At 70.0% G+C, this 23,470-nt stretch carries 24 protein-coding genes; 9 read left to right on the top strand and 15 right to left on the bottom strand.

The window, feature by feature from the left end:
• Nucleotides 1-70 precede the first annotated feature (70 nt).
• From HEP81_RS29195 to HEP81_RS29150, 10 genes are all read right to left on the bottom strand, one after another.
• Nucleotides 71-601, bottom strand: coding sequence for a TetR/AcrR family transcriptional regulator (locus tag HEP81_RS29195; RefSeq protein ID WP_037656708.1), 531 nt, complete (start codon nt 599-601; stop codon nt 71-73).
• Nucleotides 601-924, bottom strand: a complete 324-nt coding sequence (locus tag HEP81_RS29190) for a DMT family transporter (RefSeq protein WP_037656709.1) — start codon at nt 922-924, stop codon at nt 601-603. Before HEP81_RS29190 ends, HEP81_RS29195 begins: the two co-directional genes overlap by 1 nt.
• Nucleotides 925-1,097: 173 nt before the next feature.
• On the bottom strand, nt 1,098-1,430 hold the full coding sequence (locus HEP81_RS29185; protein WP_037656710.1) for a metal-sulfur cluster assembly factor: 333 nt from the start codon (nt 1,428-1,430) through the stop codon (nt 1,098-1,100).
• The gene (gene sufU / locus HEP81_RS29180) at nt 1,427-1,894 is read right to left on the bottom strand and encodes a Fe-S cluster assembly sulfur transfer protein SufU (protein ID WP_037656711.1); all 468 of its coding nucleotides are present in this window, start codon (nt 1,892-1,894) and stop codon (nt 1,427-1,429) included. The genes HEP81_RS29185 and sufU overlap by 4 nt, the downstream gene beginning before the upstream one ends.
• Nucleotides 1,895-1,911: 17 nt before the next feature.
• Nucleotides 1,912-3,168, bottom strand: a complete 1,257-nt coding sequence (locus HEP81_RS29175; RefSeq protein ID WP_037656712.1) for a cysteine desulfurase — start codon at nt 3,166-3,168, stop codon at nt 1,912-1,914.
• Nucleotides 3,165-3,929, bottom strand: coding sequence for a Fe-S cluster assembly ATPase SufC (gene sufC / locus HEP81_RS29170; protein WP_037656713.1), 765 nt, complete (start codon nt 3,927-3,929; stop codon nt 3,165-3,167). The genes HEP81_RS29175 and sufC overlap by 4 nt, the downstream gene beginning before the upstream one ends.
• 7 nt (nt 3,930-3,936) lie before the next feature.
• Nucleotides 3,937-4,254, bottom strand: coding sequence for a non-heme iron oxygenase ferredoxin subunit (locus HEP81_RS29165; protein ID WP_037656714.1), 318 nt, complete (start codon nt 4,252-4,254; stop codon nt 3,937-3,939).
• The gene (gene sufD / locus HEP81_RS29160) at nt 4,251-5,435 is read right to left on the bottom strand and encodes a Fe-S cluster assembly protein SufD (protein ID WP_106979943.1); all 1,185 of its coding nucleotides are present in this window, start codon (nt 5,433-5,435) and stop codon (nt 4,251-4,253) included. The genes HEP81_RS29165 and sufD overlap by 4 nt, the downstream gene beginning before the upstream one ends.
• A gap of 57 nt (nt 5,436-5,492) precedes the next feature.
• Nucleotides 5,493-6,914 (bottom strand): Fe-S cluster assembly protein SufB, encoded by a 1,422-nt coding sequence (sufB, locus tag HEP81_RS29155; protein ID WP_037656716.1) that lies wholly within the window; start codon nt 6,912-6,914, stop codon nt 5,493-5,495.
• Complete coding sequence (locus HEP81_RS29150; protein WP_037656717.1) at nt 6,911-7,645, bottom strand: helix-turn-helix transcriptional regulator; 735 nt, start codon at nt 7,643-7,645, stop codon at nt 6,911-6,913. Before HEP81_RS29150 ends, sufB begins: the two co-directional genes overlap by 4 nt.
• Nucleotides 7,646-7,827: 182 nt before the next feature.
• Between HEP81_RS29150 and HEP81_RS29145 the strand changes: the two genes are divergently transcribed.
• From HEP81_RS29145 to HEP81_RS29130, 4 genes are all read left to right on the top strand, one after another.
• Nucleotides 7,828-8,643, top strand: a complete 816-nt coding sequence (locus HEP81_RS29145; RefSeq protein ID WP_037656719.1) for an AAC(3) family N-acetyltransferase — start codon at nt 7,828-7,830, stop codon at nt 8,641-8,643.
• 31 nt (nt 8,644-8,674) lie between these two features.
• Nucleotides 8,675-9,598: an ABC transporter ATP-binding protein gene (locus tag HEP81_RS29140; RefSeq protein ID WP_037656720.1), complete on the top strand. Its 924-nt coding sequence runs from the start codon at nt 8,675-8,677 to the stop codon at nt 9,596-9,598.
• Entirely contained in the window at nt 9,595-10,368 is a 774-nt protein-coding gene (locus HEP81_RS29135; protein ID WP_037656722.1) for an ABC transporter permease, read from the top strand. The genes HEP81_RS29140 and HEP81_RS29135 overlap by 4 nt, the downstream gene beginning before the upstream one ends.
• 95 nt (nt 10,369-10,463) lie before the next feature.
• Nucleotides 10,464-11,474 (top strand): COX15/CtaA family protein, encoded by a 1,011-nt coding sequence (locus HEP81_RS29130; RefSeq protein ID WP_037656723.1) that lies wholly within the window; start codon nt 10,464-10,466, stop codon nt 11,472-11,474.
• Nucleotides 11,475-11,496: 22 nt separating this feature from the next.
• On the opposite strand, the gene HEP81_RS29125 is transcribed toward HEP81_RS29130, so the two are convergent.
• The 3 genes from HEP81_RS29125 to HEP81_RS29115 form a co-directional block, all read right to left on the bottom strand.
• Nucleotides 11,497-12,243: a DUF4111 domain-containing protein gene (locus HEP81_RS29125; protein ID WP_037656724.1), complete on the bottom strand. Its 747-nt coding sequence runs from the start codon at nt 12,241-12,243 to the stop codon at nt 11,497-11,499.
• Between the two features lie 109 nt (nt 12,244-12,352).
• Nucleotides 12,353-12,673: a hypothetical protein gene (locus HEP81_RS29120; protein WP_037656725.1), complete on the bottom strand. Its 321-nt coding sequence runs from the start codon at nt 12,671-12,673 to the stop codon at nt 12,353-12,355.
• A gap of 117 nt (nt 12,674-12,790) precedes the next feature.
• On the bottom strand, nt 12,791-13,747 hold the full coding sequence (locus HEP81_RS29115) for a heme o synthase (protein ID WP_037656727.1): 957 nt from the start codon (nt 13,745-13,747) through the stop codon (nt 12,791-12,793).
• 438 nt (nt 13,748-14,185) lie between these two features.
• Here HEP81_RS29115 and tkt point away from each other — a divergent pair, with 438 nt between their 5' ends.
• From tkt to pgl, 5 genes are read left to right on the top strand one after another with little or no spacing between them, the layout of a single operon-like run.
• Nucleotides 14,186-16,273 carry a transketolase gene (tkt, locus tag HEP81_RS29110; RefSeq protein ID WP_037656728.1) on the top strand — a complete coding sequence of 696 codons (2,088 nt, stop codon included), beginning with the start codon at nt 14,186-14,188 and terminating at the stop codon, nt 16,271-16,273.
• 33 nt (nt 16,274-16,306) lie between these two features.
• Nucleotides 16,307-17,425 carry a transaldolase gene (gene tal / locus HEP81_RS29105; RefSeq protein ID WP_037656730.1) on the top strand — a complete coding sequence of 373 codons (1,119 nt, stop codon included), beginning with the start codon at nt 16,307-16,309 and terminating at the stop codon, nt 17,423-17,425.
• A 1-nt stretch (nt 17,426) separates the two neighbouring features.
• Nucleotides 17,427-18,965, top strand: coding sequence for a glucose-6-phosphate dehydrogenase (gene zwf, locus HEP81_RS29100; protein ID WP_085564178.1), 1,539 nt, complete (start codon nt 17,427-17,429; stop codon nt 18,963-18,965).
• Nucleotides 18,962-20,089 carry a glucose-6-phosphate dehydrogenase assembly protein OpcA gene (gene opcA / locus HEP81_RS29095; RefSeq protein ID WP_037656732.1) on the top strand — a complete coding sequence of 376 codons (1,128 nt, stop codon included), beginning with the start codon at nt 18,962-18,964 and terminating at the stop codon, nt 20,087-20,089. The genes zwf and opcA overlap by 4 nt, the downstream gene beginning before the upstream one ends.
• Nucleotides 20,086-20,868: a 6-phosphogluconolactonase gene (gene pgl, locus HEP81_RS29090; protein ID WP_037656733.1), complete on the top strand. Its 783-nt coding sequence runs from the start codon at nt 20,086-20,088 to the stop codon at nt 20,866-20,868. Before opcA ends, pgl begins: the two co-directional genes overlap by 4 nt.
• A gap of 68 nt (nt 20,869-20,936) precedes the next feature.
• Here the strand turns inward: pgl and HEP81_RS29085 are convergent, their stop codons facing one another.
• Both HEP81_RS29085 and pgi read right to left on the bottom strand, forming a co-directional pair.
• Nucleotides 20,937-21,716, bottom strand: a complete 780-nt coding sequence (locus HEP81_RS29085; RefSeq protein ID WP_051850214.1) for a hypothetical protein — start codon at nt 21,714-21,716, stop codon at nt 20,937-20,939.
• 93 nt (nt 21,717-21,809) lie between these two features.
• Complete coding sequence (pgi, locus tag HEP81_RS29080; protein ID WP_154823467.1) at nt 21,810-23,462, bottom strand: glucose-6-phosphate isomerase; 1,653 nt, start codon at nt 23,460-23,462, stop codon at nt 21,810-21,812.
• Nucleotides 23,463-23,470 lie beyond the last annotated feature (8 nt).

Genomic DNA, 23,470 nt, shown 5'->3' with positions numbered 1-23,470 from the left:
GCCTTCACCCGATCCGCCCTCCCTCATCCACCCGCCCTCGGCCGGGCGCTTTCGGCCGGGCGCCTCCCGTTCAGCCGATCACCCGCTCGAACGCCTCCCGCGCGTATTCCTCGTCGTACGAGCCGCCCGTCAGCAGCACCTGGAGGCAGATCCCGTCCATCAGCGCGAGCAGCGCCCGCGCCGTCACCGCGTCGATCCGGGCGGACAGGCGCGCGCCGGTCTCCTCGGCCCACCGGGCGGCGACGGGCCGCAGTGCCGGGCGGCGCAGCGCGGCGAGGTACAGCTCGTACTCCAGCTCCGCACCCGGGCGGTCGCCGTTCAGCCAGTCGCCGAGGACCCGGGCGAGCCCGGCCGCGAGGTCGTCGTCGGCAAGCGCCCCACTGGCGTCGAGCACCGCGGCGAACCCCTCGTTCGCCTGGCACAGGGCGGCCACCAGCAGATCGTCCAGGGTGGCGAAGTGGTACGTGGTGGAGCCGAGCGGTACGTCCGCCTCGGCCGCGACCGTGCGATGGCTCAGCCCGGCGAGCCCGTCCCGCCCGGCCACCCGGATCGCCGCGTCGATGATCCGCTGGCGCCGGTCGGGGTCGTAGCGCCGGGCCATCAGTGACTCGTCCCGCCGAGGTTCAGCACCACCACTCCTCCGATGATCAGCAGGATCCCCGCCACCTTGACCGTATCGAGCCCCTCCCCGAACAGCAGCAGCCCGAGCACGGCGATGGCCGCGGTCCCCACCCCGGACCAGATCGCGTACGCCGTGCCGATCTGCACCGTCTTCAGCGTCTGCGCCAGCAGCAGGAAGGACACCAGATACCCCAGCGCCGTCACCAGCGAGGGCCCGAGCCTGCTGAACCCATGGCTGTACTTCATCGCCGTCGTGGCGGTCACCTCGGCGGCTATGGCGCCGGCGAGCGTCAGATATCCCATGTGTACGAGCGTACATATGATGCGTACGGTCGTACACAACGACTGTGCGACAGGTCGGCGAACAGTGGGCGCCGGGGCGGGCGACGGGCATGCGAAAGGGGCCACGGCGTTCCTGCCGCGGCCCCTCGCACAGGCCCTGTGTCGGACGCCCTCAGGCCGTCCTCAGACCGTCCTCAGACGTTGAAGCCCAGCGCGCGCAGCTGCTCGCGGCCCTCGTCCGTGATCTTGTCCGGGCCCCACGGCGGCATCCAGACCCAGTTGATCCGGAGCTCGTTGACGATGCCGTCCGTGGCGGACTTGGCCTGGTCCTCGATGACGTCCGTCAGCGGGCAGGCCGCGGAGGTCAGGGTCATGTCCACGGTGGCCACATTGGAGTCGTCCACGTGGATGCCGTAGATCAGGCCGAGGTTGACGACGTCGATGCCCAGCTCGGGGTCGACCACGTCCATCAGGGCCTCGCGGAGTTCCTCCTCCGAGGCCGGCTTCATCTCGACGGTGTCGCTCATGCGGTCTTCCTTTCGGCTTCGGCGCCACCCAGCGCCTGGGCCGTCGCGTCCTTCCACGCCATCCAGCTCAGGAGGGCGCACTTGACCCGCGCGGGGTACTTGGAGACACCGGCGAACGCGACCGCGTCCTCCAGCACCTCCTCCATCGCGTCGTCCGGCTCGATCTTGCCCTTGGACTGCATCAGCTCCAGGAAGGTCTCCTGGATCTTCTGCGCGTCGGGCAGGTCCTTGCCGACGAGGAGTTCGTTCAGCACGGAGGCCGAGGCCTGGCTGATGGAGCAGCCCTGGCCCTCGTACGAGACATCCGCGATCTTCGTGCCGTCGTACTTCACACGGAGGGTGATCTCGTCGCCGCACGTCGGGTTCACATGGTGCACCTCGGCGTCGCCATCCCGAAGACCACGCCCGTGCGGGTTCTTGTAGTGGTCCAGGATGACTTCCTGGTACATGGAGTCCAGCTTCACGGTTTTCGACACGCCTCTCAGCCGAAGAAGTTCCGTACGTGCTCCAGGCCGTCGACCAGAGCGTCGATCTCGGCCGGCGTGGAGTACAGATAGAACGACGCTCGCGTGGTCGCGGGAATTCCGTAGCGCAGGCAGACCGGACGGGCACAGTGGTGGCCGACGCGGACCGCGATGCCCTGCTCGTCCAGGACCTGGCCCACGTCGTGCGGGTGGATGTCGCCCAGAGTGAAGGAGATCGCGGCGCCCCGGTCCTCGGCCGTGGTCGGGCCGATGATCCGCAGATCGGGGACCTGGGCCAGGCGCTCCACCGCGTACTGGGTGAGCGCGTGCTCATGCGCGAGGATCTTCTCCATGCCGATCGACTGGAGATAGTCGATCGCCGCGCCCAGGCCGACCGCCTGCGCGATCGGGGGCGTGCCCGCCTCGAACTTGTGCGGCGCCGGGGCATACGTGGAGGAGTGCATCGAGACGGTCTCGATCATCTCGCCGCCGCCCAGGAACGGCGGCAGGTCCTCCAGCAGCTCCTGGCGGCCCCACAGCACACCGATACCGGTCGGACCGCACATCTTGTGGCCGGTGAAGGCCACGAAGTCGGCTTGCAGGGCCTGCACGTCCAGCGGCATGTGCGGCGCGGCCTGCGAGGCGTCGACGCACACCAGCGCGCCGACCTCCTGGGCACGGCGCACTATCGCCTCGACCGGGTTGACGGTGCCGAGGATGTTGGAGACCAGCACGAAGGAGACGATCTTCGTCTTCTCGGTGATGACCTCGTCGATGTTCGACAGGTCCAGGCGGCCGTCGTCGGTCAGGCCGAACCACTTCAGCTTCGCGCCGGTGCGCTGCGCCAGCAGCTGCCACGGCACGATGTTGGAGTGGTGCTCCATCTCCGTGATGACGATCTCGGTCTCATGGTCGACCCGGTAGGGCTCATCGGCCCAACCGAGCATGTTGGCCACGAGGTTGAGGGACTCGGAGGCGTTCTTGGTGAAGATCACCTCGTCGCGGCTCGGCGCGTTGACGAACTCCGCCACCTTGTCGCGCGCGCCCTCGTAGAGTGCCGTGGCCTCCTCGGCGAGGACGTGCACGCCGCGGTGGACGTTGGCGTTGTAACGCTCGTAGTACTCGTTGAGGGCGTCCAGTACCTGGCGCGGCTTCTGGCTGGTCGCCGCGTTGTCCAGGTACACGAGCTTCTTGCCGTCATGGACGACACGGTCCAGGACGGGGAAGTCCTTGCGGATCGCCTCGGTGTCGAGGAGGCCCGACAGCTGTGTCACGCGGATGCGCCACCCTTCACATATGCCTCGTAGCCCTCGTTCTCCAGCTTGTCCGCGAGCTCGGGGCCGCCGGACTCGACGATGCGGCCGCCGGCGAACACATGGACGTGGTCGGGCTTGATGTAGCGCAGGATGCGCGTGTAGTGCGTGATCAGCAGGGTGCCGACCTCGCCCGTCTCGCGGACGCGGTTGACGCCCTCGGAGACGATGCGCAGCGCGTCGACGTCCAGGCCCGAGTCGGTCTCGTCCAGGATCGCCATCTTCGGCTTGAGCAGTTCGAGCTGAAGGATCTCGTGGCGCTTCTTCTCACCACCGGAGAAGCCCTCGTTGACATTGCGCTCGGCGAAGGCGGGGTCCATGTGGAGACGCTCCATGGCCTCCTTGACCTCCTTCACCCAGGTGCGCAGCTTCGGGGCCTCGCCGCGCACGGCGGTGGCGGAGGTGCGCAGGAAGTTGGAGACCGAGACGCCGGGGACCTCGACCGGGTACTGCATGGCCAGGAACAGGCCGGCGCGGGCGCGCTCGTCGACGGACATCTCCAGGACGTCCTCGCCGTCGAGCAGCACGGTGCCCTCGGTGATCGTGTACTTCGGGTGACCCGCGAGCGAGTAGGCGAGGGTCGACTTGCCGGAGCCGTTGGGGCCCATGATGGCGTGCGTCTCGCCCTGCTTCACGGTCAGGTCGACGCCCTTGAGGATCTCCTTCGTGGCGTTGTCGGCCTCGACGGTGACGTGCAGGTCTCGGATTTCAAGCGTTGCCATGGATGCCTCAGGACTCCTGGGTGAGGGAGACGAGCACGTCGTCCCCTTCGATCTTTACGGGGTATACGGGTACGGGGCGCGTCGCGGGGAGGCCGGACGGCTTGCCGGTGCGCAGGTCGAACGCGGAGCCGTGCAGCCAGCACTCGATCTGGCAGTCCTCCACCTCGCCCTCGGAGAGCGAGACGTTCGCGTGGGAGCAGATGTCGTAGATCGCGAACACCTCCCCCTCGGTGCGGACGACCGAGACCGGCGTGCCGTCGAGTTCCACCCGCTTGGGGGTGTCCTCCGCCAGCTCGCTCAGCCCACAGGCGCGTACGAAACTCATGCGACCGAGGCCTCCAGCTCCTGCTCGATCCTGGTGAGCAGGCGCTCCTCGATGTCGGCGACGCCGATCTGCTGGACGAGTTCGGCGAAGAAGCCGCGGACCACCAGGCGGCGGGCGTCCTGCTCGGCGATGCCGCGGGCCATCAGGTAGAACAGCTGCTCGTCGTCGAAACGGCCGGTGGTGGAGGCGTGGCCGGCGCCGACGATCTCGCCGGTCTCGATCTCCAGGTTCGGCACCGAGTCGACGCGGGCGCCGTCGGTGAGCACCAGGTTGCGGTTCATCTCATAGGTGTCGGTGCCCTCGGCCTTGGCCTCGATGAGCACGTCGCCGATCCAGACCGCGTGTGCGCCGTCACCCTGGAGCGCGCCCTTGTAGACGACGTGCGACTTGCAGTGCGGGGTGTTGTGGGTGACCAGGAGGCGGTGCTCCTGGTGCTGCCCGGCGTCGGTGAAGTACAGGCCGAGCAGCTCGGCCTCGCCGCCGGTGCCCGCGTAGGAGACGCGCGGGTGCAGCCGTACGACATCGCCGCCGAAGGTGACGACGACCGACTTGAAGGACGCGTCCCGGCCGATCAGCGCGTTGTGCTGGGCGGTGTGGACGGCCTTGTCGTCCCAGTCCTGGACGGAGACGACGGTCAGCTTGGCGCCGTCGCCCAGCACGTACTCCACGTTGGCCGCGAGCACCGCGTCGCCGGTGTGGTCGATGACGACCACGGCCTCGGCGAAGGCGCCCAGCTCGATCACCTGGTGGGCGAAGGCGGTGCCGCCCTGGCCGTGCACGGCGATACGGACCGGCTCGGTGAGCACGGTCTCCTTGGGGACGGTCACGACCGAGGCCTGCTCGAAGACGGAGTACGCCTGGGCGGCGATCCGGTCCACGGGGGTGCCGGCCCGGCCGAGGCGCGCGTCCTCGCGGCCCACGGTCTCGACGACGACGCCCTCGGGGGCCTGCACGTCGACCTTCACGCCGTCGCCGGTGGCGACGGCGGTGCCGTCGTGCAGCCCGCGCAGGCGCTCCAGCGGGGTGAACCGCCACTCCTCCTCGCGGCCGTGCGGGACGGGGAAGTCCGCCACGTCGAAGGACGGGGGCACGCTCATGCGCGTGGCGACGGTCGACTCCGCGGCCACCGCGATCTGGCCGGCGGTGGTGGAGCCCACCGGGATGTTCTGGGCCTCAGCCATGGCTGTCGTATTGCTCGCTTTCTCAGGTCAGTGGCGTGATGGTGGGGCGGTGGGCGGTCAGCCGACCGCGCCTTCCATCTGCAGCTCGATCAGCCGGTTGAGTTCGAGCGCGTACTCCATGGGCAGCTCCTTGGCGATCGGCTCGACGAAGCCGCGCACGATCATCGCCATCGCCTCGAACTCGGTCAGACCGCGGCTCATCAGGTAGAAGAGCTGGTCCTCGGAGACCTTGGAGACGGTCGCCTCATGACCCATGGACACGTCGTCCTCGCGGACGTCGACGTACGGGTACGTGTCGGAGCGGGAGATGGTGTCGACGAGCAGCGCGTCGCACAGCACGTTCGACTTGGAGCCGTGCGCGCCCTCGCCGATCTCGACCAGACCGCGGTACGAGGTGCGGCCGCCGCCGCGCGCCACGGACTTCGACACGATGTTGGACGACGTGTTCGGCGCCATGTGGACCATCTTGGAGCCGGCGTCCTGGTGCTGGCCCTCGCCCGCGAAGGCGATGGACAGGGTCTCGCCCTTGGCGTGCTCGCCCATCAGGTAGACGGCCGGGTACTTCATCGTCACCTTGGAGCCGATGTTGCCGTCGATCCACTCCATGGTCGCGCCCTCGTACGCCACGGCGCGCTTGGTGACCAGGTTGTAGACGTTGTTCGACCAGTTCTGGATGGTCGTGTAGCGACAGCGGGCGTTCTTCTTGACGATGATCTCGACCACGGCGCTGTGCAGCGAGTCCGACTTGTAGATCGGCGCGGTGCAGCCCTCGACGTAGTGCACGTAGGCACCCTCGTCGACGATGATCAGGGTCCGCTCGAACTGGCCCATGTTCTCCGTGTTGATACGGAAGTAGGCCTGGAGCGGGATCTCCACGTGCACGCCCTTCGGCACGTAGATGAAGGAGCCGCCGGACCACACGGCCGTGTTCAGCGCGGCGAACTTGTTGTCGCCGGCCGGGATCACGGTGCCGAAGTACTCCTTGAAGAGCTCCGGGTGCTCCTTGAGAGCGGTGTCGGTGTCCAGGAAGATGACACCCTGCTCCTCCAGGTCCTCGCGGATCTGGTGGTAGACGACCTCCGACTCGTACTGGGCGGCCACACCGGCGACCAGGCGCTGCTTCTCGGCCTCGGGGATGCCCAGCTTGTCGTAGGTGTTCTTGATGTCCTCGGGCAGGTCCTCCCAGGACTCCGCCTGCTTCTCCGTGGAGCGCACGAAGTACTTGATGTTGTCGAAGTCGATGCCCGAGAGGTCGGAGCCCCAGTTCGGCATGGGCTTCTTCTCGAAGAGCCGGAGGCCCTTGAGGCGCAGCTTGGTCATCCACTCCGGCTCCGACTTCTTGCCGGAGATGTCGCGGACGACGTCGTCGTTCAGACCGCGCCGGGCGGAGGCACCGGCCACGTCGGAGTCGGCCCAGCCGTATTCGTACTTGCCCAGGCCCTCCAGCTCAGGGTGGGCAGTCTCCGTGGGGAGAGTCATGCGGGGTTCCTCCCGGCCGTGCTTGCAGGTGCGTCAGTGGAAATCTTGGGAATGAACGTCGTGCAGACGCCGTCGCCGTGCGCGATGGTCGCCAGTCGCTGGACGTGGGTACCCAGCAGCTCGGCGAAGATCTCCGTCTCCGCCTCGCACAGCTGCGGGTACTGCTCCGCGACATGGGCGACCGGGCAGTGGTGCTGGCAGAGCTGCTCGCCGACCGGTGCGCTGCGCGCCGTAGCAGCGTACCCGTCCGCGCTCAAGGCCTTGGCCAGCGCTTCCGCGCGCTTGTCGGGGCTCACGCTCTCGATCGCCCGGCGGTACGCCTTCGCCTGGGAGGCGATCCGGGCACGGGCGAAGGCGGAGACCGCGCCGGGCCCGCCCTCGTGCTCGGCGATCCAGCGCAGCGCGTCCGCGGCCAGCTTGTCGTACGACTGGTCGAAGGCGTCGCGGCCGCAGTCGGTGAGCGCGAAGACCTTGGCGGGACGGCCGCGTGTGCGCGTGCCGTACACCCGCTGTTCGCGGGCCTCCACGACGTCGTCCGCGGCCAGCGCGTCCAGATGGCGCCGGACGGCCGCCTGGGTCAGTCCCAGCCGGCCCGCGAGTTCGGCGACGGTCGAGGGCCCGTGGTCCAGGATGGATCGCACGACACGGTTGCGCGTGGAGCGCTCACCGGTCGCGAGCTCCTCCTGCGGGGCCCCTGTGAGGGCCTCCCGAGCCTCGTCGACGTTTTTCACAACGCCATTGTTGCGTAATTCATCCGGGCCTGACAAGCGCCGTCGGGATCATCGACGGTGCCCTGCATCACTTAGGTATACCTAATGTGACCTGCGAAAATGATCTCTGATCGATCATCCTGAGCCCGGTCGGCGCGGAATCCGGTGGCGTCCCGCGCGCCCGTCCGGAAGACTCCCCGGCCATGGCCACACCCCCTCCGACCGGGCCTCTTGTCACCCGGGACGACATCGCCGCCGGACTGCGGCGGCTCGGTGTCGAAAGCGGCGAGACACTCCTCGTACATTCGTCCCTAAGTTCCCTCGGGTGGGTGAACGGCGGAGCCGTGGCGGTCGTCCAGGCACTTCTCGACACCCTCGGTCCGCACGGCACCCTGGTCGTCCCGGCCCAGTCCTCCGACCTCTCCGACCCCGCCGAGTGGGGGAACCCGCCGGTGCCCGCGGAATGGTGGGACCGGATCCGGGCCACCATGCCGCCGTACGACCCCCTGATCACCCCCACCCGCGGCGTCGGCGTGATCCCGGAGACGGTGCGCACCTGGCCGGGCGCCCTGCGCAGCGCCCATCCGCAGACCTCCTTCGCGGCCCTCGGCCCCCGCGCGCGGGAGATCACCGGCGGCCACGCCCCCGACTGCCGGCTCGGCGAGCGAAGCCCCCTGGCCCGCCTGGAGGAACTGGGCGCCCGGGTCCTGCTGCTCGGCACCGGCTACCACACCTGCACCGCCTTCCACCTGGCCGAATACCGCGTACCCGGCCCGTTCGTGCGGGTCGGCCGGCCCGCGCCCGGCGGCGGCTGGGAGACGGTGACCGAGGTGTCGATCAGCTCCGAGCCCTTCGAGGAGCTGGGCCGCGACTTCGAGCGGGAGCGCCCCGTCCTGCGGGGCGCGGTGGCCGCGGCCGACGCCCGGCTGTTCCCGGTGCCGGACGCCGTGGCCTACGCCGAGGCGTGGCTCAGGGCGCGCAGGCCCGTCACGCGTGGGTTCCCGCACCCCCGCGACTGATCGGCGAGCGCTCTCCCTAGACTCAGGTCCCATGCGAAGTGAGCCTGTCGTCCAGGTCCAGGCCCTGGTGAAGCGGTACGGCGCGAAGACCGCGGTCAACGGCCTCGACCTGGAGGCCGGGGCGGGCGTGACCGCCGTACTCGGACCCAACGGCGCCGGCAAGACGACGACGGTCGAGACCTGCGAGGGGTACCGGAAGCCGGATTCCGGCACGGTGCGCGTCCTGGGCCTCGACCCCGTGCGGCAGTCGGCCGAGCTGCGGCCCCGGATCGGTGTGATGCTCCAGTCCGGCGGCGTGTACTCCGGCGCCCGCGCGGACGAGATGCTGCGCCATGTCGCCAGGCTGCACGCCCACCCGCTGGACGTGGACGCCCTGATCGAACGGCTCGGCCTCGCCGGCTGCGGCCGTACCTCCTACCGCCGGCTCTCCGGCGGCCAGCAGCAGCGCCTCGCGCTGGCCATGGCCGTCGTCGGCCGCCCGGAACTGGTCTTCCTGGACGAGCCGACCGCCGGCCTCGACCCGCAGGCCCGCCGGGCCACCTGGGACCTGGTGCGGGACCTGCGCGCCGACGGCGTCTCGGTGATCCTCACCACGCACCACATGGACGAGGCCGAGGAACTCTCCGACGACGTCGCGATCATCGACGGCGGCAAGGTCATCGCCCAGGGCTCTCCCGAGGAGCTGTGCAGGGGCGGCGCCGAGAACACCCTGCGCTTCTCCGGCCGCCCCGGACTCGACGTCGGCTCGCTGCTCAAGGCGCTCCCGGACGGCTGCACGGCCGCCGAGCTGACCCCGGGCGCCTACCGCGTCGTCGGCCAGGTCGATCCGCAGCTGCTGGCCACCGTGACCTCCTGGTGCGCCCAGCACGGGGTGATGCCGGACCGCATCTCGGTCGAACGGCACACCCTGGAAGACGTCTTTTTGGAGCTGACCGGCAAGGAGCTGCGCTCATGACCACCGCGTCGGGTACGTACGCGCCCAAGCCGGGGGCCGCGCCCCTGCCCCGCATGATCGCGGCGCAGGCGGCCCTGGAGGCCAGGATGCTGCTGCGCAACGGCGAGCAGCTGCTGCTGACGGTCGTCATCCCGACCCTGCTGCTGGTGCTGTTCAGCTCCGTGGACATCGTGGACACCGGCAGGGGCAAGGCCGTCGACTTCCTCGCGCCGGGCATCCTCGCCCTCGCCGTGATGTCGACCGCGTTCACCGGGCAGGCCATCGCCACCGGCTTCGAGCGCCGCTACGGCGTGCTCAAGCGGCTCGCCGCCTCGCCGCTGCCACGCTGGGGCCTGATGACCGCGAAGACGGCGTCCGTGCTGGTCACCGAGGTGCTCCAGGTGATCCTCCTGACGGTGATCGCCCTCGCGCTCGGCTGGTCCCCGCACGGCAACCCGGCCGCCGTACTCCTCCTCCTGGTCCTCGGCACCGCCGCCTTCTCCGGGCTCGGCCTGCTGATGGCCGGCACCCTGAAGGCGGAGGCGACGCTGGCCGCGGCCAACCTGGTGTTCCTGCTGCTGCTGGTCGGCGGCGGGGTCATCGTGCCGCTGGACAAGTTCGGCTCGGCAGGACAGCACATCCTCGGCCTGCTGCCCATCTCCGCCCTCTCCGACGGCCTGCGGGACGTGCTCCAGCACGGCGCCGGGATGCCCTGGGGCGATCTGGGGATCCTCGCGGTGTGGGCGGTCGTGGGGCTCGCGGCGGCGGGGAAGTTCTTCCGCTGGGAGTGAGCGGGCCCGTCCCGAGGGCGGGCGGCCGGGAAGTGAGCGGCGACACGGCGCCGGTACGGGACCCTCGTGAAAGCGTGCACAAGCGGCGGCCTACGATGGTGGGCGTGCCAAAGCTGAACCGCGCCGACGCCGTAGCGGCCCTGCGTAATCCGCTCGCCTTCATCGCCGACCGCTGGACCCCGAAGCCGGGGACCGTGCAGCGGGCGGCCCTCATCGCGCTCGTGATGTCGGTGGTGATCGTCGTCACCGGCGGTGCCGTACGGCTGACCAGCTCGGGTCTCGGCTGCCCGACCTGGCCCGAGTGCACCGACGGGTCTCTGACGCCGACGCAGGCGCTGAGCTATCACAGCGCCATCGAGTTCGGCAATCGCATGCTGACCTACGTACTGTGCGCGGCGGTCGGCTGGGCGATCATCGCCGCCCGCGCCCAGAAGCCGTACCGGCGCGGTCTGACCCGGCTCGGCTGGGCGCAGTTCTGGCTGGTGATGGGCAATGCGGTGCTCGGCGGCATCGTGGTACTGGTGGGCCTCAACCCGTACACCGTCGCCGCGCACTTCCTGCTGGCGACCGCGCTGACCACGGTCGCCGTGGTGATGTGGCAGCGCACCCGCGAGGGCGACGCCGCGCCCCGGCCGCTGGTCGGCAAGGCCGTGGTGCAGCTGGTGTGGTTCCTGGTGGTCGCGGCCGTGCTGCTGATCGCGGTCGGCACCGTGGTCACCGGCGCGGGTCCGCACGCGGGCGACTCCAGCGATGTGCAGCGGATCCCGATCGACTGGGAGACCGTGGCCAAGCTGCACGCGGTGCTCGCGTGGATCGTGGTGACGCTGACGTTCGCCCTGTGGTTCATCCTCAAGGCCGTCGACGCCCCGCACGGCCCGCTGGCCCGCACCCGGGAGCTGTTCCTGATCCTGCTGAGCCAGGGCGTCATCGGCTACGTGCAGTACTTCACGCACCTGCCCGAGCTGCTGGTCGGCCTCCACATGCTCGGCTCCTGCCTGGTGTGGATCGGCGTCCTGCGGGTCCTGCTGGCGCTGCGCGAGCGCCCGGAGACGGAGCTCGGGGTGCCCGAGCCCGCGGCCGGAGCCACGGTTCCCACGAACGCCTGACGCACCCCTGCGCCCGCCTCGCTCACTCGTACCCGGCGACCAACGCGTCGATCGCCGGGCCCAGGTAGGCCCGGGTCAGCGTGGCGCGCCGGGTGAGCCAGGCGTCGTCACCCACCGGCGCCGGGTCCTCGTACCGCCTGCGGGTGATGTCCTCGACGACCTCGGCGGGCGCGCCGAGGTCCGGCAGCCCGGCCAGGGCCTCCCGCTTGGAGATCAGCCGTCCCTCGCGCAGGGTCACGGTCGCCCGGGCGAAGGTCAGCAGCCCGAGGTCGACCCAGATGTCCTGGCGCCACAGCCGGGCCCGGTCCACGGCGGGCCGCCAGTAGTCCCGCTGGTCCGCCACGACGAACGCGCGCAGGTGTTGATCCGGAACCGGCGGTAAGAGGCCCCCCGGTGCCTCCCCGTGCAGCACCCGCCCGAAGGCGTGCAGCTCGCGCCGGGTGACGGGGGTGACCGGGCGGCGCAGCACATGGCCGTGCGCCCAGGTGAGATGCGCCCGGCCCGGATCGTCGAGGGTGGCCGGGGCGAGATAGCTACAGTGCAGCTTCGCGGCGAGCGGCTCCCGGCGCAGCCGCCGGTGCAGGGATACGACCTCGCGTACGGTCTTCAGACCCGGCGGCCCCGGAAGCACCGCGATCAGATCGAGATCGCTGCGGCTCTCCTGGTAGTCACCGCCGGCGAGCGAGCCGTGCGCCCAGACGGCACGGGGGCGCAACGGCGTGAGGGCGTCGAGAAAACATCCGAGCAGGGCTTCCGTCCGCGTCCGCATGCCGCCCAGTGTGGCGCTCCCCCGGGGCGCGCGGGGCGGTATTCGGTATCAGGCATACGGCCCCGCCGCGCGGGCGCACACCGCGGCGCGCCCGTGGCCGGCCCGGGGATCAGCCCCCGAGCTGGATCCCCGCCATCCGCTTCCACTCGTACGGCCCGGTCGTCACCTTGGCCGCGAACTCCCCGTCGAACTCCTCGTGCCGGGTGATTCCGGCCTTCGCCACCGCCTGCTCGGCGATCGCGTAGGAGGGGGCCACCACATCGCCCCAGCCGCCGTCCTCGCCGACGAGCACGATCCGCGCCCCGCGCTCCCCGATGTACGCCACCTGCCCCTCCGCGCCGCCGTGGGCCTTGGAGAAGGCGCTGATCCTCTGGGCGAGCCGGGCCACCGTGCGCTCGGCCTTCGCGTCAACCTGCTGCGTGTCTGCCATGCCTGGATGCTACCGACGAGTAGATCGAACGGCGACGGGAGGGGTGCGTGGCCTTGACCACGCACCCCTCCCGTGCGGAACGCCCGCGGCGGAAACCCGCGTCAGGAAGAAGGTGCCTCAGCGCAGGAACGGGTCCACCGCGACGGCGACGAAGAGGATCGACACATAGGTGATCGACCAGTGGAACAGCCGCATCTCCTTGAGCTTCACGCCGGTGACCTCGGCCTTCGCCCGGTTCTGGAGCCCGTGCGCCTCCCACAGCCAGAAGCCGCCGGCCGCGAGGGCCACGACCGTGTAGAACCAGCCCGTGTACCCCAGCGGGGTGAGCAGCAGCGAGACGAGGACCATCACCCAGCTGTAGATGACGATCTGCCGGGCCACGACCTTGTTGGAGGCGATCACCGGGAGCATCGGCACACCGGCGCGCGCGTAGTCGTCCTTGACCTTCATGGACAGCGGCCAGTAGTGCGGCGGCGTCCAGAAGAACATCACCAGGAAGAGGATGATCGGCGCCCAGGACATCGAGTCCGTGACCGCGGACCAGCCGATCAGCACCGGCAGACAGCCCGCGATGCCGCCCCACACGATGTTCTGCGCGGTGCGGCGCTTGAGGATCATCGTGTAGACGACGACGTAGAAGAGCAGCGCGCCGAGCGACAGCCAGGCGCTGAGCCAGTTGACCGTCAGACCGAACAGCAGCGTGGAGACGACTCCGAGACCGATGCCGAAGGCGAGGCACTCGCGCGGGCTGACCATGCCGGTCACCAGCGGCCGCTGCGCGGTGCGGTCCATGACGGCGTCGATGTCGCGGTCGATGTACATGTTCAGCGCGTTGGCGCCGCCCGCGGAGAGGTAGCCGCCGAGGCAGGTCAGCAGCACCAGCTTCAGGTCGGGCACACCCTGCTGCGCCAAGAACATCACCGGCACGGTGGTGATGAGCAGCAGCTCGATGATCCGCGGCTTGGTCAGCGCCACGAATGCCTTGACACGGGCCCCGAACGGCCGGTGGGCCGGGCTCGGGTTCGTATCACCGAGCACGGCAGCTGGACGGGATTCGACGGCCGTCACGCACACCCCTGACAGAGACATCCCAGCGAGCCTCCCCCGGATGAGGTCTTCATGAAGGGCTCGCGCGTACCACGCCACTTTAGACGTTGCCCATACCCCGGCCTTCGCGGGGGTGGGGTCGTGTTGGCGGTCACACGGACGGACCCCCGCGGGGCGCTCCCGGGACCTCTCGGAACACCCTTTGCCGGAGATCGCATAAGAGGGCCCCCACCACTCTTTTGAGCGGTCAGATGAGCGCCTCTTTATTCATGTGCCAAATGCCGTCTCGCCCAGTCGGGAGGCGGATCCCGTCGATGCCCGGCAGTCTGGAATCACCCGCGAAAACGCACGTCCTTACGAGGGTAGGCTCGACAACGGCCGGCGGGCAGAAGCACGCCGGCGGCCGGGTGGGGCGCGTGCCCCGAAGACCGGCGCCCGACATGTGGAGAGGAGCCCTGACCCAGGGTGAGCACCAAGCCGACCACCACAGACCTTGAGTGGACCGACCTGGACCAGCGGGCCGTGGACACCGCCCGAGTCCTGGCCGCCGACGCCGTACAGAAGGTCGGCAACGGCCATCCCGGTACGGCGATGAGCCTGGCCCCCGCCGCCTACACCCTCTTCCAGAAGGTGATGCGGCACGACCCGGCCGACCCGGAGTGGGTGGGGCGCGACCGCTTCGTGCTGTCCGCCGGCCACTCCTCCCTGACCCTCTACACCCAGCTCTACCTGGCCGGCTTCGGCCTGGAGCTGGCGGATCTGGAGTCCTTCCGCACCTGGGGCTCCAAGACCCCGGGCCACCCGGAGTACGGACACACCAAGGGCGTCGAGACCACCACGGGCCCGCTGGGCCAGGGTGTGGCCAACGCGGTGGGCATGGCGATGGCCGCCCGCTACGAGCGCGGTCTGTTCGACCCGGAGGCCGCCCAGGGCGAGTCGCCGTTCGACCACTTCATCTACTGCATCGCCGGTGACGGCTGCCTCCAGGAGGGCATCTCCGCCGAGGCGTCCTCGCTGGCCGGCCACCAGAAGCTCGGCAACCTGATCCTGCTGTGGGACGACAACCACATCTCGATCGAGGGCGACACCGAGACGGCCGTCTCCGAGAACACCGCCGAGCGCTACGAGGCGTACGGCTGGCATGTGCAGCGCGTGGAGCCGAAGGCGGACGGCGACCTGGACCCGGCGGCGATCTTCGCCGCGATCCAGGCGGCCAAGCAGGTCACCGACCGGCCCTCCTTCATCGCGATGCGCTCGATCATCGCCTGGCCGGCCCCGAACGCGCAGAACACCGAGGCCGCGCACGGCTCGGCGCTCGGCGCGGACGAGGTCGCGGCCACCAAGCGCGTCCTCGGCTTCGACCCGGAGCAGTCCTTCGCCGTCGAGGACGACGTGATCACGCACACCCGCAAGGCCCTGGAGCGCGGCGCCCGCGCGAAGGCCGAGTGGGAGAAGGCCTTTCAGGTGTGGCGGGACGACAACCCCGAGCGCGCCGCCGAGTTCGACCGCATCGCGGCGGGCGAGCTGCCCACCGGCTGGGAGGAGAAGATCCCGGTCTTCGAGCCCGGCAAGTCGGTCGCCACCCGTGCCGCCTCCGGCAAGGTGCTCCAGGCGCTCGGCCCGGTGATCCCCGAGCTGTGGGGCGGCTCCGCCGACCTCGCCGGCTCCAACAACACCACGATCGACAAGGCCAGCTCCTTCCTGCCCGAGGGCAATCCGCTGCCGGAGGCCGACCCGTACGGCCGTACGATCCACTTCGGCATCCGCGAGCACTCCATGGGCGCCGAGCTGAACGGCATCACGCTGCACGGCAACACCCGTGTCTACGGCGGCACCTTCCTCGTCTTCTCCGACTACATGCGCAACGCCGTGCGTCTGTCGGCCCTGATGCACCTGCCGGTGACGTTCGTGTGGACGCACGACTCCATCGGCCTGGGCGAGGACGGCCCCACCCACCAGCCGGTCGAGCACCTGGCCTCGCTGCGCGCCATCCCGGGCCTGAACATCATCCGCCCGGCCGACGCCAACGAGACCGCGATCGCCTGGCGCGAGGTCCTCAAGCGCTACACCAAGGAGTTCGGCAAGGGCCAGCCGCACGGCTTCGCGCTGACCCGCCAGGGCGTGCCGACGTACGAGCCCAATGAGGACGCCGCGAAGGGCGGTTACGTCCTGTTCGAGGCCGAGGGCGGCGAGCCGGAGGTCATCCTGATCGCCACCGGTTCCGAGGTGCACGTGGCCGTCGAGGCGCGTGAGCGGCTCCAGGCCGACGGCGTCCCGACCCGGGTCGTGTCCATGCCCTCGGTCGAGTGGTTCGAGCAGCAGGACCAGGGGTACCGGGACTCCGTGCTGCCGCCGTCCGTGAAGGCCCGTGTCTCCGTGGAGGCGGGCATCGGACTGACGTGGCACAAGTACGTCGGAGACGCCGGCCGCATCGTCTCCCTGGAGCACTTCGGTGCGTCCGCCGACGGCAAGGTGCTCTTCCAGGAGTTCGGCTTCACCGCGGAGAACGTGGCCGCGAAGGCCCGGGAATCCATCGCCGCCGCCCAGCGCTGACGCTCATATACGACACGTAGGAGATGTAATTCCATGACAGACGCACTCAAGCGCCTCTCCGACGAAGGCGTCGCGATCTGGCTGGACGACCTGTCGCGCAAGCGGATCACGTCCGGCAACCTCGCCGAGCTGATCGACCAGCAGCACGTCGTGGGCGTCACCACGAACCCGACGATCTTCCAGAAGGCGATCTCGGGGGGCGACGGCTACGACCTCCAGGTCTCGGACCTCGCCGCCCGCAAGGTCACCGTCGAAGAGGCCATCCGCATGATCACCACGGCGGACGTCCGCGACGCCGCCGACATCCTGCGCCCGGTCTTCGACGCCACGGACGGCCAGGACGGCCGGGTCTCCATCGAGGTGGACCCCCGCCTCGCGCACAACACCAAGGCGACCGTCGCCGAGGCCAAGCAGCTGGCCTGGCTGGTGGACCGCCCCAACACCCTGATCAAGATCCCGGCCACCCAGGGCGGTCTGCCGGCGATCACCGAGGTCATCGGCCTGGGCATCAGCGTCAATGTCACGCTGATCTTCTCCCTGGAGCGCTACCGCGCGGTCATGGACGCCTACCTCTCCGGTCTGGAGAAGGCCAAGGAGCGCGGCCTGGACCTGTCGAAGATCCACTCGGTGGCGTCCTTCTTCGTGTCCCGGGTGGACACCGAGATCGACCGCCGTATCGACGAGATGGGCACCGACGAGGCCAAGGCGCTGCGCGGCAAGGCGGGCGTGGCCAACGCGCGCCTCGCCTACCAGGCGTACGAGGAGGTCTTCTCCTCCGACCGCTGGAACGTGCTGGAGAACGCGGGCGCCAACAAGCAGCGTCCGCTGTGGGCCTCCACCGGTGTGAAGGACCCGGCGTACAAGGACACCATGTACGTCGAGGAACTGGTCGCGCCGAACACGGTCAACACCATGCCGGAGGCCACCCTGGAGGCCACCGACGACCACGGCGAGATCCGCGGCGACGCGGTCACCGGCACCTACGCCGAGGCCCGCGCCGACCTGGACGCGCTGGAGAAGATCGGCATCTCGTACGACGAGGTCGTCCAGGTGCTGGAGGACGAGGGCGTCGAGAAGTTCGAGACGTCCTGGAACGACCTGCTGAAGTCCACCCAGGCGGAGCTCGAGCGCCTCGCCCCTTCGGAGGGCTGACTTGTCACCCGTTTCGGGATCCGGAGCGAACCCGCTCCGTGACCCGGCCGACCGACGGCTCCCGCGTATCGCGGGGCCGTCGGGTCTGGTCATCTTCGGGGTCACGGGCGACCTGTCGCGCAAGAAGCTGATGCCCGCGGTGTACGACCTCGCCAACCGGGGTCTGCTGCCGCCGGGCTTCTCGCTGGTGGGCTTCGCCCGCCGCGAGTGGGCCAACGAGGACTTCGCGCAGGAGGTCCACGACGCCGTCAAGGCGCACGCCCGTACGCCGTTCCGCGAGGAGGTCTGGCAGCAGCTCATCCAGGGGATGCGCTTCGTGCAGGGCACCTTCGACGACGACGAGGCGTTCGAACGGCTGCGTTCCACCATCGAGGAGCTGGACAAGGCACAGGGCACGGGCGGCAACTTCGCCTTCTACCTGTCGGTGCCGCCGCGCTCCTTCCCTGTGGTCATCCAGCAGCTGAAGAAGCACGGACTCGCCGACCAGTCCGGCGGTTCCTGGCGGCGCGCGGTCATCGAGAAGCCGTTCGGACACGATCTGAAGTCGGCCGAGGAACTGAACGCCATCGTGCACGAGGTGTTCGCCCCGGACCAGGTCTTCCGGATCGACCACTACCTCGGCAAGGAGACCGTCCAGAACATCCTGGCGCTGCGCTTCGCCAACACGATGTTCGAGCCGATCTGGAACCGGTCCTTCGTGGACCATGTCCAGATCACCATGGCCGAGGACATCGGCATCGGCGGCCGGGCCGGCTACTACGACGGCATCGGCGCCGCCCGTGACGTCATCCAGAACCATCTGCTCCAGCTGCTCGCGCTGACCGCGATGGAGGAGCCCGCCTCCTTCGACGCGCAGGCGCTGGCCGCGGAGAAGACCAAGGTGCTCGGCGCCGTACGGCTGCCGAAGGACCTGGGCAAGGGCACCGTGCGCGGACAGTACGCGGCGGGCTGGCAGGGCGGCGAGAAGGTCATCGGCTACCTCGAAGAGGACGGCATCGACCCGAAGTCGAAGACCGACACGTACGCGGCGATCAAGGTGGGCATCGACAACCGCCGCTGGGCGGGCGTCCCCTTCTATCTGCGCACCGGCAAGCGGCTCGGCCGCCGGGTGACGGAGATCGCCGTCGTCTTCCAGCGGGCCCCGCACTCCCCCTTCGACCACACGGCGACGGAGGAGCTGGGCCAGAACGCGATCGTGATCCGCGTCCAGCCGGACGAGGGCATCACGGTCCGCTTCGGCTCCAAGGTGCCGGGCACCTCGATGGAGATCCGGGACGTGTCCATGGACTTCGCCTACGGCGAGTCGTTCACGGAGTCCAGCCCGGAGGCGTACGAGCGGCTCATCCTGGATGTGCTGCTCGGCGACGCCAACCTCTTCCCGCGCACGGAGGAGGTCGAGCTGTCCTGGAAGATCCTCGATCCGATCGAGCAGTACTGGGACAAGCACGGCAGGCCCGCGCAGTACCCCTCGGGCACCTGGGGCCCCGCCGAGGCGGACGAGATGCTCGCACGAGACGGACGGAGCTGGCGCAGGCCATGAAGATCGACCTGACCGACACCACCGCCGGCGAGATCAACAAGGCGCTCGTGCAGGGGCGTCGGGACATCGGCACCCCCGCCGTCGGCATGGTCCTGACCCTCGTCATCGTCACCGACGAGGAGAACGCGTACGACGCTCTGAAGGCCGCCAACGACGCCTCGCGCGAGCACCCCTCGCGCACGCTGGTGGTCATCAAGCGGATCTCCCGCACCCCGCGCGACCGCACCAGCTCGCGCCTCGACGCCGAGGTACGGGTGGGCGCGGAAGCGGGCACCGGCGAGACCGTCATACTGCGGCTGTACGGCGAGGTGTCCCAGCACGCCGACTCGGTCGTGCTGCCGCTGCTGCTGCCGGACGCCCCGGTCGTCGTGTGGTGGCCGGTGAACGCCCCGCTGGACCCGGCGAAGGACCCGCTGGGCGCGCTGGCCCAGCGCCGGGTCACCGACACCTACACCGCCGAGGAGCCGGTGCGGGAACTCACGGCCCGCGCCGACGCCTACACCCCCGGCGACACCGATCTGTCCTGGACCCGGATCACGCCCTGGCGTTCGATGCTGGCGGCCGCCCTGGACCAGGTCGACTGCCGGGTGCAGGCGGTCGAGGTGGAGGGCGAGGCGTTCAACCCGAGCTGCGAGCTGCTGGCCATGTGGCTCGCGGACCGGCTGGACGTGCCGGTACGGCGGTCTTCGTCCGCGGGCCCCGGTCTGACCGGCGTCCGCATGGACACCACGTGCGGCCCGATCACCCTGGACCGCGCGGACGGCTCGCTGGCCACGCTGTCCATCAAGGGGCAGCCGGGCCGCGCGGTGGCGCTCAAGCGGCGCGACACCGCCGAGCTGATCGCGGAGGAGCTGCGCCGGCTGGACCCGGACGACACCTATGCGGCGGCGCTGCGGTACGGGGTGGACCGGTTGAACGCGGTCCCGGAGCAGGAGGCTTCGAAGCCGGGTTCGGCTTCGGGTTCGGCTTCGACCTCGGACTCGGGTTCGACCTCGGATTCGGGTTCGGCTTCCCCGGACGCGGCGCAGCCGGCCGCCGCCGAGGCGGCCAAGACGCCCGCGAAGAAGGCGACGTCGTCCCGGGCCGCGAAGAAGGCACCCTCCAGGAAGGCGTCGGCGAAGTGAGCACACCTCAGCTGGTCGTCCACCGTGACAAGGAGCTGATGGCCCAGGCCGCCGCGGCCCGCCTGATCACGAAGATCGTGGACGCGCAGGCCTCCCGGGGCACCGCGTCCGTGGTCCTCACCGGCGGCCGCAACGGTAACGGTCTGCTGGCCGCGCTGGCCCAGGCGCCGGCCCGGGACGCCGTGGACTGGACCCGTCTCGACCTGTGGTGGGGCGACGAGCGCTATCTGCCCGAGGGCGACCCGGAGCGCAATATCACCCAGGCACGCGCGGCCCTGCTGGACTCCGTCCCGCTGGACCCGGCGCGCGTGCACGCCATGCCCGCCTCCGACGGGCCGTACGGCACGGACGTCGAGGCGGCGGCCGAGGCGTACGCGGCGGAGCTGGCGAAGGCGGCCGGGCCGGAGAACCACGGCTCGGTACCCACCTTCGACGTGCTGATGCTGGGCGTCGGTCCGGACACCCATGTGGCCTCGCTCTTCCCGGAGCTGCCGGCCGTACGGGAGACCGAGCGCACGGTGGTGGGCGTGCACGGCGCGCCCAAGCCGCCGCCGACCCGGATCTCGCTCACCCTTCCCGCGATCCGCTCGGCCCGTGAGGTCTGGCTGCTCGCGGCGGGCGAGGACAAGGCGGAGGCGGCGGCCATCGCGCTGTCCGGCGCGGGTGAGATCCAGGCCCCGGCGGCGGGCGCCCGCGGCCGGAGCCGCACCCTGTGGCTGCTGGACTCGGCGGCGGCCTCCCAGCTGCCGCGCTCGCTGTATCCGCCGGCGTCCCCGTGACATCGCTCGACGGGTAGGCGGAGGAGACGGCGGGGGCCGATGTTCCCCGCCGTCTCCCGTTTCGGGGCTCAGCGGCCGTACGAGTACCGGGGGTCGTACGGTGTCCGGCCGAGGTGCAGCGACGGATGGTCCGCCAACCGTATGCCGAACCGCCGCTTCAGGACGGCCAGTTCGTACAGCGCGATACCGGTGACCGTCAGCGGGGCGCCGAGGATGAAGACGATGCCGAGGGTGAGCCCGAGGCCGTGCAGATCACCGGTGAACAGGTCGGGCAGGGCCATCAGCCAGGTGGTGACGATGGCGAGCAGCGGCGGCAGACCCCGGTGCACGGCGGCCGTGCCGAAGAAGTTCCCGGTGACGCGCAGGGCCCCGGCACCGACGAACCAGACCAGCCACAGCGTCAGCAGACCCGCCGGAAGGATCAGCAGTCCCATGTCCGTCCGGCTGCTGTTCTGGAGCAGGAACAGGGTCAGGGCGGCCGCGGCCACGAAGGTGAGCAGCAGTCCCAGGGCGCGCAGCAGCGGCGGCCGCAGGGTGCGCAGGCTGCCACCGCGCCGCCAGATCCACAGCATCACGCCGACCGTCAGCGGGGCGATCACCAGCAGGACCCCGCAGGCGACCAGCAGGTTCTCCAGCATCTCCGTGACGGCGAAGCCGCCCTCCACGAAGGTGTAGACGCCGACGGCGGCGACCGTGCCCGCGGCCACCCGGATCCGCTTGAGCTGTTCGACGCCCGGATCGAGCGGTTCCGGTATCCAGGCGGGATGGAACACCGCCCAGGCCGCGTGATGGGCCTTCAGATAGTTGCGATCGCCCCGGGCGCTCCGCGTCCCGTTCCCCCGTGCCACTGCGCACTCCCCCGAGTAGCATTTTTCATGATCATCGGAGTGTACGGGACACCGGCCGGCGGACCGCCCGGTGCCCCGTGCTCCCCGCTCTTGTCAGCTACGGCCGCGCAACTCCCGGTACGTGGCGACCAGCGCCTTGGTCGAGGCGTCGAGGCCGGGGACCTCCGCGCCCTCGGTGAGGGCCGGTTCGACGCGCTTGGCGAGGACCTTGCCCAGCTCCACGCCCCACTGGTCGAAGGAGTCGATGTTCCACACGGCGCCCTGGACGAACACCTTGTGCTCGTACAAGGAGATCAGCTGGCCCAGCACGGACGGGGTCAGCTCCCTGGCCAGGACGGTGGTGGTGGGCCGGTTGCCCTGGAAGGTCTTGTGCGGCACCAGCTCCTCGGGCACGCCCTCCGCGCGGACCTCCTCGGCCGTCTTGCCGAAGGCCAGCGCCTGGGTCTGGGCGAAGAAGTTGGCCATCAACAGGTCGTGCTGCGCCTTCAGTTCGCCGCTCAGCTCGGCCACCGGCTCGGCGAAGCCGATGAAGTCGGCCGGGATCAGCTTGGTGCCCTGGTGGATCAACTGGTAGTACGCGTGCTGCCCGTTGGTGCCCGGCGTGCCCCACACGACCGGCCCGGTCCCCCAGTCGACCTGCTTGCCGTCCCGCGCCACCGACTTGCCGTTGGACTCCATGTCCAGCTGCTGGAGATAGGCGGTGAACTTGGACAGGTAGTGGCTGTACGGCAGTACGGCGTGCGACTGGGCGTCATGGAAGTTGCCGTACCAGATGCCCAGCAGGCCCAGCAGCAGCGGGGCGTTGGCCTCGGCGGGCGCGGTGCGGAAGTGATCGTCCATCAGCCGGAAGCCGTCCAGCATCTCCCGGAACCGGTCCGGGCCGATGGCGATCATCAGGGAGAGGCCGATCGCGGAGTCGTACGAGTAGCGGCCGCCGACCCAGTCCCAGAACTCGAACATGTTGTCCGGGTCGATACCGAACTCGGTGACCTTCTCCGCGTTGGTGGACAGCGCCACGAAGTGCCTGGCCACCGCGGCGTCGTCACCGAGCGCGTGCAGCAGCCAGGTGCGCGCGGAGGTGGCGTTGGTGATCGTCTCGATGGTGGTGAAGGTCTTGGAGGCGATGATGAACAGCGTCTCGGCCGGGTCCAGTTCGCGGGTGGCCTCGTGCAGATCCGCGCCGTCCACATTCGACACGAAACGGACCGTCAGATCGCGGTCGGCGAAGCTGCGGAGCACCTCGTACGCCATCGCGGGCCCGAGGTCGGAGCCGCCGATACCGATGTTGACGACATTGCGGATCCGCTTGCCGGTGTGGCCGGTCCAGGCACCGGAGCGCACCCGCTGCGCGAAGTCGCTCATCTTGTCGAGGACGGCGTGCACCTTGGGCACCACGTTCTCGCCGTCGACTTCGATCACCGCGTCCCGGGGCGCGCGCAGCGCGGTGTGCAGCACCGCACGGTCCTCGGTGACGTTGATCTTCTCGCCGCGGAACATGGCGTCCCGCAGCCCGAACACGTCCGTCGCCGCGGCCAGCTCGCGCAGCAGCCGCAGCGTCTCGCCGGTGACCAGGTGCTTGCTGTAGTCGATGTGGAGGTCGCCGACCCGCAGCGTGTACCCGGTGCCGCGCCCGGGGTCGGCGGCGAACAGCTCCCTCAGATGGGTGTCGGCCAGCTCCTCCCGGTGCTTGGCGAGAGCGGTCCACTCGGGCGTCTGGTTGAGCCTGGTACGGCCGTCTGCGTTCATTTCCGACT

Origin of the sequence: Streptomyces griseofuscus, from assembly GCF_014673495.1 — a bacterium.
GTDB lineage: Bacteria > Actinomycetota > Actinomycetes > Streptomycetales > Streptomycetaceae > Streptomyces > Streptomyces murinus.
The sequence above is the reverse complement of the archived record's forward strand: the minus strand, read 5'-3'. Positions and strand labels throughout refer to the sequence as shown.

Bases quoted from the DNA above. Each gene is read 5' to 3' on its own strand.
- HEP81_RS29165 (WP_037656714.1), bottom strand. From the start codon at position 4,254: ATGAGTTTCGTACGCGCCTGTGGGCTGAGCGAGCTGGCGGAGGACACC.
- sufD (WP_106979943.1), bottom strand. From the start codon at position 5,435: ATGGCTGAGGCCCAGAACATCCCGGTGGGCTCCACCACCGCCGGCCAG.
- HEP81_RS29145 (WP_037656719.1), top strand. From the start codon at position 7,828: ATGGCCACACCCCCTCCGACCGGGCCTCTTGTCACCCGGGACGACATC.
- sufB (WP_037656716.1), bottom strand. From the start codon at position 6,914: ATGACTCTCCCCACGGAGACTGCCCACCCTGAGCTGGAGGGCCTGGGC.
- HEP81_RS29185 (WP_037656710.1), bottom strand. From the start codon at position 1,430: ATGAGCGACACCGTCGAGATGAAGCCGGCCTCGGAGGAGGAACTCCGC.
- HEP81_RS29195 (WP_037656708.1), bottom strand. From the start codon at position 601: ATGGCCCGGCGCTACGACCCCGACCGGCGCCAGCGGATCATCGACGCG.
- opcA (WP_037656732.1), top strand. From the start codon at position 18,962: ATGAAGATCGACCTGACCGACACCACCGCCGGCGAGATCAACAAGGCG.
- HEP81_RS29190 (WP_037656709.1), bottom strand. From the start codon at position 924: ATGGGATATCTGACGCTCGCCGGCGCCATAGCCGCCGAGGTGACCGCC.
- HEP81_RS29135 (WP_037656722.1), top strand. From the start codon at position 9,595: ATGACCACCGCGTCGGGTACGTACGCGCCCAAGCCGGGGGCCGCGCCC.
- HEP81_RS29140 (WP_037656720.1), top strand. From the start codon at position 8,675: ATGCGAAGTGAGCCTGTCGTCCAGGTCCAGGCCCTGGTGAAGCGGTAC.
- HEP81_RS29130 (WP_037656723.1), top strand. From the start codon at position 10,464: ATGGTGGGCGTGCCAAAGCTGAACCGCGCCGACGCCGTAGCGGCCCTG.
- pgi (WP_154823467.1), bottom strand. From the start codon at position 23,462: ATGAACGCAGACGGCCGTACCAGGCTCAACCAGACGCCCGAGTGGACC.
- HEP81_RS29125 (WP_037656724.1), bottom strand. From the start codon at position 12,243: ATGCGGACGCGGACGGAAGCCCTGCTCGGATGTTTTCTCGACGCCCTC.
- tal (WP_037656730.1), top strand. From the start codon at position 16,307: ATGACAGACGCACTCAAGCGCCTCTCCGACGAAGGCGTCGCGATCTGG.
- sufC (WP_037656713.1), bottom strand. From the start codon at position 3,929: ATGGCAACGCTTGAAATCCGAGACCTGCACGTCACCGTCGAGGCCGAC.
- HEP81_RS29120 (WP_037656725.1), bottom strand. From the start codon at position 12,673: ATGGCAGACACGCAGCAGGTTGACGCGAAGGCCGAGCGCACGGTGGCC.